Here is a 12,484-nt window from a genome sequence, read left to right on the forward strand (position 1 = left end):
AGTCACCCGGTAACAACCTGGCATCACCGCAGGACCCGAAAAGAGCGCCCGGCCGGCTGGCCGGGCGCTCTTTCGTGGCATCCTGCCCGGATTCGGCCCGGTTCCACGGGCTCCTCGCGTCGGCGACCTGCGATACGGTCGCCAGGCTTCGGCCTGCCCGCCCACTGTCGTAAAGGATTTCTTCGTACTAAGGTGCGGCGGAGAAGGTTAGTTCCAGGCGGCGCGAGGGGAGATGTGGCGTGAACAGGTGGAAGCGGCTGGCCCCGGTCACCGCCGTGGTGGCCTCGGTGGCCATGGTGATGGGCGGTTGTGGGGGCTCCGGCGAGGAAGCGACCGACGACAGCAAGCTCACGGTCTGGATGATGGGCGAGGGCGGCGACGCCCAGAACGCCTTCCTCGACAGCGTGGAGACCGAGTTCCGGCAGAAGCACCCCGACACCGACGTGGTGGTGCAGTACATCCCCTGGCTGGAGGCGCCGAAGAAGTTCCAGGCCGCGCTCGCCGGCGGCGAGGGTCCGGACATCACCGAGCTGGGCAACACCGAGACCCAGGGCTGGGCCGCGCAGGAGGCGCTCGCCGACGTGAGCGGTCGGATGGGCGGCTGGGCGGACGGCAAGGACCTGCTGCCCGACCTGGTGCGCAACGCGCAGCTCGATGGCAAGCAGTACGGCGTCCCCTGGTACGCGGGGGTGCGGGCGATCTACTACCGCACCGACTGGTTCGCCGAGGCGGGTGTGCAGCCGCCGAAGACGTGGGACGACCTGGTGACCGTCGCCAAGGCCGTGCAGGCGAAGAAGAAGGGCACCTACGGCATCGCGCTGCCGGGCAACTCTGAGCTGCCCTTCTACTCCTTCCTCTGGGGCGCGGGCGCGGAGATCGCCACCAACCAGGGTGGTACGTGGAAGTCCGGCTACTCGACGCCGGAGGCGCAGCGGGCCGTCAAGTACTGGACCGACCTGGTCACCGTCCACAAGGTCGCCCCGCCGGCCGCCGCCGGTTGGAACGAGATCGACGCGCGGACGCAGTTCGCCACCGGCAAGGCCGCGATGGCGTTCGCCGGTAGCTGGCAGCAGGCCGCCATCAAGAAGGACAACCCCGAGATCGAGAAGGTCTGGGGTACGTTCCCGATCCCCGGCCCGGACGGCAAGGCCGCGCCCGGTTTCGCCGGTGGTTCGGACGTGGCGATCTGGAAGGACAGCGAGCGGCAGGACCTGGCCTGGGACTACCTGACCGTGCTGCTGAACAAGAAGAACGCGCAGAGCTTCGCGAGCAGCCTCGGGTTCTTCCCCGTCTACAAGGATCTGGTCGCCAGCGACACGTACGCCAACGACAAGGTGATGGGCGCCTTCGCCACCACCATGCAGAACACCAAGCTCACGCCGCTCACCCCGAAGTGGGTGGAGGTCAGCCGGACGAAGACGGTGACCCAGGCGATGAACAGCTCGGTCATGAAGGGTCAGAAGACGGTCGAGAAGGCTACCGCCGACGCGGCCGGTGAGATGGAAAGCATCCTCAACTCCAAGTGACCACGCTGACCGAGGTGCCGGAGACGTCCGCCGCGCGGGAGAACCCCGCGCGGCGGCGTCGCCGGGTCGACCGCCTGCCCTACCTCTTGCTCCTGCCCGCACTCGTCATCATCGGGGTGCTGCTGCTCTGGCCGCTCGGTCAGGTGGTGGCGATGTCCTTCTACCGGCTCAACAGTGTCCGGCAGCTGCGCGGCGACCGGGAGTGGCCGTGGGTGGGGCTCGGCAACTACACCGACATCCTCTCGGACCCGTTCTTCCTGACTGTCCTGCGCAACACGGTCCTGTTCGCCGCGGCGAACGTGCTGCTCACGATGGTGCTGGGCACCCTGGTCGGCCTGCTGCTCAACCGGCTCGGCCGCAAGATGGCGACCTTCGTGGCCAGTTGTGTGATGCTCGCCTGGGCCACCCCGGCGCTGACCGGCACGATCGTCTGGAAGTGGATCTTCGACGACACGAGCGGCCTGGTCACCTGGCTGTTCAACGCGCTGCCGGACGGGTTCTCGAACGCCCTGTTCGGCCGCACCGACTGGACCGGCTACGGCTGGTTCAACTCGCCCCTGCTGTTCTTCGCCATCCTCACCCTGGTGGTCGTCTGGCACTCGTTCCCGTTCATCGCGGTGAGCGTGCTCGCCGGCCTCAAGAGCGTGCCGAGTGAGCTGCACGAGGCGGCCCGGGTGGACGGCGCGAGCCCGTGGCGGGTCTTCTGGAAGATCACCTTCCCGCTGTTGCGCCCGGTCTTCGGGATCCTGATCGTGCTCTCCACCATCTGGGACTTCAAGGTCTTCACCCAGCAGTTCGTGCTGGCCGGTGGCACCCAGGACCGGCCGACGTTCATGCTCTCCATCTACTCGTACGCCGAGGCCTTCTCGCCGCCGCCGAAGTACGGACTCGGCGCGGCCATCGCGGTGATCCTCACGCTGATCCTGCTCGTGGTCACCGGCTTCTACGTGCGGATGGTGCTCAAGCAGGAGGACGAGTCGTGAAGAAGGTCGCCCTCAACGCCGCCGGGCTGCTGGTCGCGCTCTTCGCGGCGTTCCCGGTCTACTGGATGATCTCGACGTCGCTGAAGCCGAGCAGCGAGATCTTCTCGTCCACCCCGCAGCCGGTGCCGACCCATCCGACGCTGGCGCACTACCGGGAGATCCTCACCGGCAACCTGATCCCCGGAGTGACCTTCCTCGACTTCTTCGTGAACAGCGCGATCGTCGCGGTGTCCACGGTGGTGCTCAGTGGTCTGGTCGCGCTGCTCGCCGCGACGGCGGTGGCCCGGTTCCGGTTCAAGCTCCGGACCAGCTTCCTGATCATGCTGCTGATCGTGCAGATGATCCCGTTGGAGGCGCTGGTCATCCCGCTGTTCCTGATGATCCAGCGGCTTGGGCTCTACAACACCCTGCCCAGCCTGATCCTCACGTACCTCGGCTTCTCGCTGCCGTTCGCGGTGTGGATGCTGCGCGGGTTCGTCGCGGCCGTGCCCAAGGAACTGGAGGAGGCGGCGGCGATCGACGGCGCGAGCCGGGCCCAGACCTTCCGCCGGGTGCTGTTCCCGCTCGTCGCGCCCGGTCTGGTCGCCACCAGCATCTTCTCCTTCATCACCGCGTGGAACGAGCTGATCTTCGCGTTGACGTTCATCAACGACCAGGGGCGCTACACCCTGCCGGTGGCGATGACCTTCTTCTTCGGCCGCGACGACACCAACTGGGGGCCGGTCATGGCCGCCTCCACGTTGTTCACCCTGCCGGTCATCATCTTCTTCCTGCTGGTGCAGCGGAAGATGGTGTCCGGCCTGGTGGCCGGCGCCGTCAAGGGCTGACCACACGGGGCTCGTCGGGACGGGTCACCGCTAGGCTGCCGGCATGACGGGCAGGGTGGCAGCGGTGAACCTCGGCATCGTGACCGAGGCGCAGTGGGCCGGCGACGCGAGCGGTCGCAGCGGCATCGACAAGCGTCCGGTGGACGCGCCGGTGTCGCTGTTGACGGAGGGCCTGGCCGGTGACTTCATCGGCGAGCGTGCCGTGCACGGTGGCCCCGACCAGGCGGTGTACGCCTACGCCGAGGAGGACGCCGCCTGGTGGTCCGCCGAACTCGGCCGAGGCATCGGGCCGGGGGGTTTCGGGGAGAACCTGACCACGTACGCGGTCGACGTGTCCGGGGCGGTGATCGGCGAGCAGTGGCAGATCGGGTCCGCCCTGCTCCAGGTGACCAAGCCGCGGACGCCCTGCACCACGTTCGCCGGGTTCTGGGGCGTACCGGATCTGATCAAGCGGTTCACCGTCCGGGCCGCCCCGGGGGCGTACCTGCGGGTGCTGCGCGAGGGCGAGGTGGGCGCGGGGGACCCGGTCGAGGTGGTCGAACGGCCGGCGCACGGGGTGACCATCGGCGAGGTGTTCCGGGCCACCAGCCTGGAGCCGGAGCTGCTGCCCCGACTGCTGGAGGCACCCGACCTGCCGGAGTCGATCCGGGAGAAGGTCCGCCGCCGCCTCGCCGGTCGCGGCTGAGATACGAGGAAGGCCCCCGGCGGACCGGGGGCCTTCCTACCAGCGATACGTCAGCGGAGCCAGGGGATGCTGCGGTCGAGCAGACCGCGCTCCTTGAGCTCCTTGCGCAGCGGGATCTCGTCGTCGACGTACCCGTCCCAGTTGATGCCCCAGTAGTTGGCGGTGTGGGTGCCCTCACCGATCAGCTGGCGCTGCACGGGCGTGCGGTTGCGGTACCACTCGCCGTTCACGTCGGGGTGCAGCTCGTCCAGCGGACGGATCCACCGGTAGGTGTAGCCGACGAAGAGCATCTTGCGGGTGATGGTCGACAGGTTCGTCGAGCGCGAGTGCCACTGCCGGCGGTCGAAGATGAACGCGTCGCCCGGGTTGGCGGTGATCTCCACCGTGCCCTCCGGGTCCGGGTTGTGCACGCTGAGGTCCTTGGGCCGGTCCAGCGAGTTCCACAGGTGGCTGCCCGGGATGACCTTGGTGGCGCCCCGGCCGGTCTCCGACAGGTCGGACAGCACGTACGCGACCTTCAGCGAGAACATCGGACGCGGCAGGTTCGGGTCCATGGTCTCCGGGTCGGAGTTCTGCCGGTACCCGTCCTGGTGCCAACCCCAGTACGGCTTCTCCGGCTCGGCGGCCGGCGGGGTGACGTCCAGGTGGTTGTGGTGGGTGTAGATGTTCCAGCCGGCCAGCCCCCACATGTACGGGAAGGCGATCGGGTGGGTGAGCAGCTCGCCGAAGAGCTCGTCGCGCTCCAGGAAGCCCAGCAGGTGCAGGGTGCCGTCCTTCTTGGTGGTGCCCTTGGCCTGCTCCTCCGCGTAGACGCGGTCGACCGCCGCCTCCAGCGCCGCCCGGTGGTCCTCCGTCAGGACGTTGCGCAGCAGGAGGAAGCCCTGCTCGTGGAACTCCTTGCGGTCAGTGTCGCTGATCGGTTCGTAGCCGGTCCGGTCGCCGTAATCGAACACCGCGTCGTACCCCTCCCCATGAGGTGAAACCATTTCTGGCACAGGCCGCCGATCGTAACGCGCGTGCCGGGGCGGCGGGAGGGCGAGCGGCGGCCGTACAGCCCGGGGCCGGACCGCGTGCAGTGGAACCAGTGCGGGGAGTCACATTTACGTGATCGCCGGCCAGGTTTACGGATGTTTGTCCGATTGTGCGGTCACTGCCGGTTAAGAGATCCGGGTTCGGTCAGCCCTCGGCGAACACCTCGGCCACCACCTGGCCGGCGGGGCCCTGCGCGCCGGTCACCCGGCCCCAGGTGCCGTTGCGGGCGGTCCACTCCAGGTCGCCGAAGCGGACCCGCTTCACCCCGTGGTCCTGGGCGTGCGAGACCAGCCAGTGCGCGTACCGCCAGCCGTCGCGCTGGTCCTGCGCGGCCACCGCCAGCCCGGTCTGGCTGGCGTCGTCGGCGTTCGACACACCCCAGTCCAGCGCGAGGTTGCGGGTCAACTGCGCGGCCGCGGCCGCGCCGTGCATCACCGGGGTACGCCCCACCGTGCACGCCACCGCTTCGCCGGCGTCGCCGAGCAGGGCCTTGGTGAGCACCTCGGAGTCGTCGGCCCACTTTTGGTACGCCTCGGGGAACGCCGAGCGTTGCACCCGTTGGGCGGCGTCGGTGACCCGCATCTTCTCCCAGCCGCGCACCTTCTTGAGCGCCTTGTAGAACCTGTTCGTCGCGTACCGGGGGTCGCGGATCTGTTCCGGCGTGCCCCAACCCTTGCTCGGGCGCTGCTGGAACAGCCCCAGCGAGTCGCGGTCACCGTGGTCGAGATTGCGGAGCCCCGACTCCTGGTACGCGGTGGCCAGCGCGACCACCACGGCGCGCTCGGGCATGCCGCGCTGGACGCCGATCGCCGCGATGGTCGCCGCGTTCGCCATCTGCTCGACGTCCAGGACCACCCGGCCGTCGGCCTGGACCGTGCAGGTGCGCCCCGCCAGCGGCAGCCGCAGTTCGTCCCCGACCCGCTTGAGGACGAGCCAGATCGCGATCACGGCGACGAGGATGAGCACCACTCCGCCCGCCACGGCTGCCCGAGTTCGCACCCACACCTCCTGATCGACAGTTCGACAAGCGTACGTCCCCGTCGGCGTCGTCCGGGTCGTTCGACCGGTTCGGGCTCCGCTCAGCCGTCGCGTACGGATCGGGACGTTCCCGCTCCCGCGCCGAACTCACCTGCCGCTGGAGATCGTGTCTGCCACGTCACCCGCCGTCAACCGGCGGAAGATATTGCCTGGTCACGGGCTTTTCTCGATTGACACGTCAATCGGACGTGCGGAGCGAGGAGGAGTGTGATGGGAACGCTTGACGGCAAGGTGGTGCTGGTGACCGGCACCGGCGGCGGTTTGGGTCGCGTCGCGGCGCTGACTTTCGCCCGCGAGGGCGCGAAGGTGGTCGGGGCCGACATCCAGGTCGACGGCAACACCGAGACGGTCGACCTCGTCCGCGCCGCCGGTGGGGAGATGACGAGCATCGCGCCCGTCGACCTGACCGACCCGGAACAGGTCCGCCAACTGGTCGAGGACGCCGTGGCCGCCTACGGCGGGCTCGACGTGGTCTACAACAACGCGGCCGCGCTGCGGTTCGGCCCGCTGCCGGACTTCTCGGTCGAGGACTGGCGGTACACGATCGTCGGTGAACTCGACATCCCGTACCTGGTGTCGAAGTTCGCCTGGCCGCACCTGGTGCGGCGCGGCGGCGGCGTCATCATCAACGCCGCCTCGATGGCCGGGATGATCGCGGGTCACGTCCCGCCGATGGTCGGCCACACGGCGGCGAACGCCGGCGTCATCGGCATGACCCGGCAGCTCGCGCTCGAAGGGGCGCCGCACGGCATCCGGGCGGTGGCGGTCAGTCCCGGGCCCATCCTCACCCCGGCCAGTGACCGCGACCTGGGGGACAACCAGGAGGCCCGGAACGCGATCACCGCGAAGACGATGCTGAAGCGGTTCGCCCGCCCCGAGGAGGTCGCCGAACTGGTGGTCTTCCTCGCGTCGGACCGGGCGTCGTACATCACCGGCGCCAACTACGCGGTCGACGGCGGCGCGAGCGCGTGGTGACCGACGTCGGGGCACCGCCGCTTCCGGGCCCCGCCCCTTCCGGGCGGGGCCCCGGCCCTCATCGAGAACCTTTGCTCTGCTTCACCGGACGCAACACTCGAAGCCCTTGAGTGTTGCGTCCGGTGAAGCAGAGCAAAGGACGTGCGGGAGGGCATGGGCACCCGGCAGCCCGGCGATCACCGCGACCGGGCGACGCCCCCGGTCCTACCCGGCGTGATCAGCAGAACCGCCGTCCAGAGCGGCAACCCACCGCGCCGGCCTCTTCTCTCGGAACGCCAGAACCCCTTCGCGCCCTTCGTCGGAGAGGAAGTAGCCGGTCGAGAGCGCGGACAGGCGGGCCAGGTCGCCGCGCAGCTCGGCGGTGCCCGGCCGGCGCAGCAGATCCTTCGTGCCGGCCAGCGCGCCGGGCGCGCCTCGGACCAGGGAGTCGCAGTAGCCCTGCACCACGTCGTCCAGCTCCTGGGCCGGCACCGAGGCCGTCACCAGGCCGACCTCGGCGGCCCGCCGCCCGTCGAAGGTGTTCCCGGTCAGGTACAGCTCGGCGGCGGCGCGGGGGTGCAGCCGGGGCAGCACGGTCGCCGAGATCACCGCCGGGATCACCCCGATGCGGACCTCGGTGAACGCGAACGTCGCCTCGTCGGCGCAGACCGCCAGATCGGCGGCGGCGACCAGGCCCAGTCCGCCGGCCCGCGCGGGCCCGGCGACCCGGGCCAGCACCGGCTTCGGGCACTCCCAGAGCGCCGCCAGCACGTCGCCCAGCATGCCGGCGGGCACGGTGCCGCTGGCGTACGCCGCGGCGGTCTCCTTCAGGTCCGCGCCGGAGCAGAAGACCGGCCCGGTGTGGTCGAGCACGATCACCCGGACCCGGTCGTCGGCCACCGCGTCGGCCAGCCCGGCCAGCAGTTGGGTCATCAGCGCGGTGGAGAGCGCGTTGCGGTTGTGTGGGCTGTCCAGGGTGAGGGTGGTCACCCCGCGGGCCGTGGCGACCCGCACGAGCACGTCGGGAGAGGTCATGCCGGGCACACTAGTGGCCATGCCCGGCGTCCTTCCAGATGGTGAGACCGTCCCCGTCGACGGATCGCTGCCCGCCACCGCCACCACCGCGGTCGGCGCACGCGGCTTCGGCGTGTACGTCCACGTGCCGTTCTGCGCCAGTCGCTGCGGCTACTGCGACTTCAACACGTACACCGCCGCCGAGCTGGGCGGGGGCGCGAGCCGCGAGGCGTACGCCGACACCGTGCTGGCCGAGCTGGCGCTCGCCGACCGGGTGCTCGGCGACAACCCGCCGCCCCGGGTCGACACCGTCTTCGTCGGTGGCGGCACGCCCACCCTGCTGCCCGCCGACGACCTGGCCCGGATCCTCGACGGCATCGACCGCACCTGGGGGCTGGCCGCCGACGTCGAGGTGACCACCGAGGCCAACCCCGAGTCGGTCACCCCGGAGTCGCTGCGGCGGCTGCGGGCGGCCGGCTACACCCGGATCTCGCTGGGCATGCAGTCCGCCTCCCCGGGGGTGCTGGCGATCCTTGACCGCACGCACAGCGCCGGCCGGGCCACCGCCGCCGCCTCCGAGGCGCGCGAGGCCGGATTCGACCACGTCAACCTGGACCTGATCTACGGCACGCCGGGGGAGCGGGCCGAGGACTTCGCCGGCACGCTGGAGCAGGTCGTCGCCGCCGGGGTGGACCACGTCAGCGCGTACGCCCTCATCGTGGAGGACGGCACCCGGCTCGCCGCCCGGATGAAGCGCGGCGAGGTGCCGTACCCCAGTGACGACGTGGCGGCGGACCGCTACCTGGCCGCGGAGGCCGCCCTCGACGCGGCCGGCCTCTCCTGGTACGAGGTGTCCAACTGGGCGCGCACCGACGATGCCCGGTGCCGGCACAACCTGCTCTACTGGACCGGCGCCGACTGGTGGGGCCTCGGGCCGGGCGCGCACAGCCACGTCGGCGGGGTGCGCTGGTGGAACGTGAAGCACCCCACGACGTACGCCCAGCGGCTGGCCGCCGGCGCGTCACCCGGCCTGGCCCGCGAGGTGCTCACCACGGACGAGGCGCACATGGAGGACGTGATGCTCCGGCTGCGGCTCGCCAGTGGGCTGCCGCTGGGGGTGCTCGACGACGCCGGCCGGGCCGGTGCCGCGCGGGCCCACGCCGACGGCCTGCTGGACGCCGAGCGGTACGCCGCCGGACGGGCGGTGCTCACCCTGCGCGGCCGGCTGCTCGCCGACGCGGTCGTACGCGACCTGCTGCCCTGAGCCGGACACCCCGCCCGGCCGGCGGCGGTGTGCCGGACCGGCCGGGGGAGCGGCCGGCCCGGATCACTTGATGAAGTTGGCGGAGAGCGGGTAGCGGTAGAGCTGCCCCTCGTTGGCCTTGATACCGGCCAGGATGCCGCACACGGCCCCGAGGATGATGGCCGCCGCGACGCCGATGAAGCCGATCAGGACGCAGGACAGCACCCAGCCGACCAGGCCAACGATCGACCAGATGAGCTGGAAGTTGAGCGCCGACACGGCGTGCGCCCGGACGGTCGGGGACTGGCTGCCCCGGGCCAGCAGCGCCACCAGCGGGGCGATCCAGCCCAGCACGCCACCGCTGATGATCGCGCCGGCCGCGCCACCGAAGTGCGCGACGAGCGCCCAGGTCTTGTCCTCGTTGTTGGCGTAGCCGCCGCCGGGGCTACCGAAGGCGCCACCGGTCGGATACCCGCCAGTCGTGCCACCCGGCGGGTAACCGCCCGGCGGGGGGTAGCCACCGGGCGGAGGGTAGCCGCCCGACGGCGGTTGGTCACCGGTGGGCGGCGGATAGCCACCGGCCGGGGGATAGCCGCCCGGGCCGGGTGCCCCGGACAGTGGTGCGGTGGGCGGCTCGGCCGACGAGGACGAGCCGGGGAGATTCGGTTCCGGCGGGTAGCTGCCGGGGTCTCCCGCGCCGGGAGGGCGAGGTGGTTCAGTCATGGTTGTCACGGTAGGTGCCGTGAGCAACGCCGCACCAGAGCGACATCGCCCTCTCGCCCGGGCCGATCGGCCCGCGCGAGGTGGCACGGGCCGTCGTTGATCATCGCGTCGGCGGGTCCACCGACGTAGACTGGCACTCGTTACAGTCGAGTGCCAGGACGGTCCGTCGGCCCGGGTGGGCCGGCGGCCGACGTGCGACAGGAGGTGCGGAGGATGGGTCTGGACGACCGCAAGCTCGCCGTGCTCCGCGCCATCGTCGAGGACTACGTCTCGACCCAGGAGCCGGTCGGCAGCAAGGCGCTTGTCGAGCGGCACCAGCTCGGTGTCTCCCCGGCGACGGTTCGCAACGACATGGCCGTGCTGGAGGAGGAGGGCTACATCCGGCAGCCGCACACCAGCGCCGGCCGGGTGCCCACCGACCGCGGCTACCGCCTCTTCGTCGACCGGTTGTCCCGGGTCAAGCCGCTCAGCCCGGCCGAACGCCGGGCCATCGAGCGTTTCCTGGTCGGGGCCGTCGACCTCGACGACGTGGTGCACCGCACCGTACGGCTGCTCGCCCAGTTGACCCGGCAGGTGGCCGTCGTGCAGTACCCGAGCCTGGCCCGCTCCTCGGTGCGCCACCTGGAGCTGGTGCCGATCTCCACCACCCGGCTGATGCTCGTCATGATCGCCGACACCGGCCGGGTGGAGCAGCGGCTGGTGGAGCTGCCCGGGCCGGTGCCCGCCGACGACGTCACCGACCTGCGTCGCCTGGTCAACGAGAAGCTGGCGGGCGAGCGCCTGTCGGACACGCCTCCCCTGGTGCAGGCGTTGGTGGAGGAGGCGCCGGTCGCGCTGCGCCCGGCCATGACCACGCTCTCCACCGTCCTGCTGGAGACGCTTGTCGAGCGGCACGAGGAACGCATCGCCCTGGCCGGCACCGCCAACCTGACCCGGGGCGGTCTGCTCGACTTCCAGGGTTCGCTGCGGCCCATCCTGGAGGCGTTGGAGGAGGAGGTCGTGCTCCTCAAGCTCATCGGCGAGACCGAGCCCAGCACGACCCGGGTGCTGATCGGCGACGAGAACGAATTCGACAACCTGCGTGCCGCCTCGGTGGTCAGCACCGGGTACGGCCCGGGCGCCACCATCGTGGGCGGCCTGGGGGTGCTGGGCCCCACCCGGATGGACTACCCCGGCAATATCGCCATGGTGCGCGCCGTGGCACGCTACGTGGGCGAGCTGCTGGCCCAGAACTGACCAGTCAGGGCCGACGGCCGGCTGCGGCCGCCGGTCGGCGCAACGCGAGACGAACATGAGGACACGGAACGCAGTGGCCAGGGACTACTACGGCATCCTCGGTGTCAGCCGGGAAGCCTCCGATGACGAGATCAAGCGCGCCTACCGCAAGCTGGCACGCCAGTTCCACCCGGACGTCAATCCGGACCCGGAGGCCCAGGAGAAGTTCAAGGACATCAACGCCGCGTACGAGGTCCTCTCGGACGACCGGAAGCGGCAGATCGTCGACCTGGGCGGTGACCCGCTCGCCCCGGGCGGCGGGGGCGCGGGCGGCCCGGGTGGTCCCGGCGGCGCCGGCCCGTTCGTCGGTTTCCAGGACATCATGGACGCGTTCTTCGGTGGCGCCGGCGGCGGCGCCGGCCGTGGACCGCGTCCCCGGACCCGGCCGGGCGCGGACGCCATCCTGCGCCTCGAACTGGACCTGCACGAGACGGCGTTCGGCGTCGAGGCCCCGATCACCGTCGACACCGCTGTGCTCTGCACCACCTGCTCGGGCGCCGGCACGGCCGCCGGCACCCACCTGGCCACCTGCGAGGCGTGCGGCGGTCGGGGCGAGGTGCAGTCCGTGCAGCGCACCTTCCTCGGTCAGGTGGTGTCGGCCCGGCCGTGCACCGTCTGCCAGGGCTACGGCACCACGATCCCGCACCCCTGCCCGACCTGCGCCGGCGACGGCCGGGTACGCACCCGCCGCTCGCTGACCGTGAAGATCCCGGCCGGCGTCGAGGACGGCATGCGGATCCGGCTGGCCCAGCAGGGTGAGGTCGGCCCGGGCGGTGGCACCGCCGGTGACCTCTACGTGGAGATCCACGAGCGTCCGCACGACGTCTACTCCCGCAAGGGCGACGACCTGCACTGCAGGGTCACCGTGCCGATGACCGCCGCCGCGCTGGGCACCCGGCTCACCATCAAGACGCTGGACAGCGAGGAGACCGTCGACGTCAAGGCCGGCACCCAGCCGGCCAGCACGCTGCGCCTGCGCGCCCGGGGCGTACCGCACCTGCGCGGCACCGGCCGGGGCGACCTCTACGTGCACCTGGACGTCCGGACGCCCACCAAGCTCGACCCCGACCAGGAGAAGATGCTGCGCGACTTCGCCAAGACCCGGGGCGAGGAGGTCGCCGAGCTGACCAAGCAGGGCGGCTTCTTCTCCCGGATGCGCGACGCGTTCAACGGCCACGCCTGAC

At 71.0% G+C, this 12,484-nt stretch carries 12 protein-coding genes; 8 read left to right on the top strand and 4 right to left on the bottom strand.

The annotated features are described in order from the left end of the window. Positions 1-239 precede the first annotated feature (239 nt). From AC3EN4_RS15870 to AC3EN4_RS15885, 4 genes are read left to right on the top strand one after another with little or no spacing between them, the layout of a single operon-like run. Positions 240-1,526: a sugar ABC transporter substrate-binding protein gene (locus tag AC3EN4_RS15870; protein WP_422736452.1), complete on the top strand. Its 1,287-nt coding sequence runs from the start codon at positions 240-242 to the stop codon at positions 1,524-1,526. Continuing rightward, positions 1,523-2,509: a carbohydrate ABC transporter permease gene (locus AC3EN4_RS15875; RefSeq protein WP_435206599.1), complete on the top strand. Its 987-nt coding sequence runs from the start codon at positions 1,523-1,525 to the stop codon at positions 2,507-2,509. Before AC3EN4_RS15870 ends, AC3EN4_RS15875 begins: the two co-directional genes overlap by 4 nt. After that, a complete protein-coding gene (locus AC3EN4_RS15880; protein WP_422736451.1) occupies positions 2,506-3,336 on the top strand; it encodes a carbohydrate ABC transporter permease in 831 nt (276 codons plus the stop codon). The genes AC3EN4_RS15875 and AC3EN4_RS15880 overlap by 4 nt, the downstream gene beginning before the upstream one ends. Before the next feature lie 43 nt (positions 3,337-3,379). After that, positions 3,380-4,021 (top strand): MOSC domain-containing protein, encoded by a 642-nt coding sequence (locus AC3EN4_RS15885; RefSeq protein WP_435206600.1) that lies wholly within the window; start codon positions 3,380-3,382, stop codon positions 4,019-4,021. Positions 4,022-4,071: 50 nt separating this feature from the next. Here the strand turns inward: AC3EN4_RS15885 and AC3EN4_RS15890 are convergent, their stop codons facing one another. Together AC3EN4_RS15890 and AC3EN4_RS15895 are read right to left on the bottom strand one after the other, a co-directional pair. After that, entirely contained in the window at positions 4,072-4,974 is a 903-nt protein-coding gene (locus AC3EN4_RS15890) for a phytanoyl-CoA dioxygenase family protein (protein WP_203149028.1), read from the bottom strand. A 223-nt stretch (positions 4,975-5,197) separates the two neighbouring features. Beyond that, on the bottom strand, positions 5,198-6,052 hold the full coding sequence (locus tag AC3EN4_RS15895; RefSeq protein ID WP_435206601.1) for a hypothetical protein: 855 nt from the start codon (positions 6,050-6,052) through the stop codon (positions 5,198-5,200). A 249-nt stretch (positions 6,053-6,301) separates the two neighbouring features. Here AC3EN4_RS15895 and AC3EN4_RS15900 point away from each other — a divergent pair, with 249 nt between their 5' ends. Beyond that, entirely contained in the window at positions 6,302-7,066 is a 765-nt protein-coding gene (locus AC3EN4_RS15900) for an SDR family NAD(P)-dependent oxidoreductase (protein WP_435206602.1), read from the top strand. Positions 7,067-7,270: 204 nt separating this feature from the next. Here the strand turns inward: AC3EN4_RS15900 and AC3EN4_RS15905 are convergent, their stop codons facing one another. Further along, entirely contained in the window at positions 7,271-8,080 is an 810-nt protein-coding gene (locus AC3EN4_RS15905; RefSeq protein WP_435206603.1) for an enoyl-CoA hydratase-related protein, read from the bottom strand. Positions 8,081-8,099: 19 nt separating this feature from the next. Between AC3EN4_RS15905 and hemW the strand changes: the two genes are divergently transcribed. Then, positions 8,100-9,323: a radical SAM family heme chaperone HemW gene (hemW, locus tag AC3EN4_RS15910; protein ID WP_435206707.1), complete on the top strand. Its 1,224-nt coding sequence runs from the start codon at positions 8,100-8,102 to the stop codon at positions 9,321-9,323. Positions 9,324-9,386: 63 nt separating this feature from the next. On the opposite strand, the gene AC3EN4_RS15915 is transcribed toward hemW, so the two are convergent. Next, positions 9,387-10,025 (bottom strand): DUF4870 domain-containing protein, encoded by a 639-nt coding sequence (locus AC3EN4_RS15915; protein ID WP_435206604.1) that lies wholly within the window; start codon positions 10,023-10,025, stop codon positions 9,387-9,389. Positions 10,026-10,238: 213 nt separating this feature from the next. On the opposite strand from AC3EN4_RS15915, the gene hrcA reads away from it, so the two are divergent. Continuing rightward, the gene (gene hrcA / locus AC3EN4_RS15920; protein WP_422736445.1) at positions 10,239-11,261 is read left to right on the top strand and encodes a heat-inducible transcriptional repressor HrcA; all 1,023 of its coding nucleotides are present in this window, start codon (positions 10,239-10,241) and stop codon (positions 11,259-11,261) included. Positions 11,262-11,334: 73 nt separating this feature from the next. Further along, positions 11,335-12,483, top strand: a complete 1,149-nt coding sequence (gene dnaJ, locus AC3EN4_RS15925; protein WP_422740790.1) for a molecular chaperone DnaJ — start codon at positions 11,335-11,337, stop codon at positions 12,481-12,483. Position 12,484: the final 1 nt, after the last annotated feature.

The sequence above is a fragment of the Micromonospora sp. bgisy143 genome (assembly GCF_057708145.1).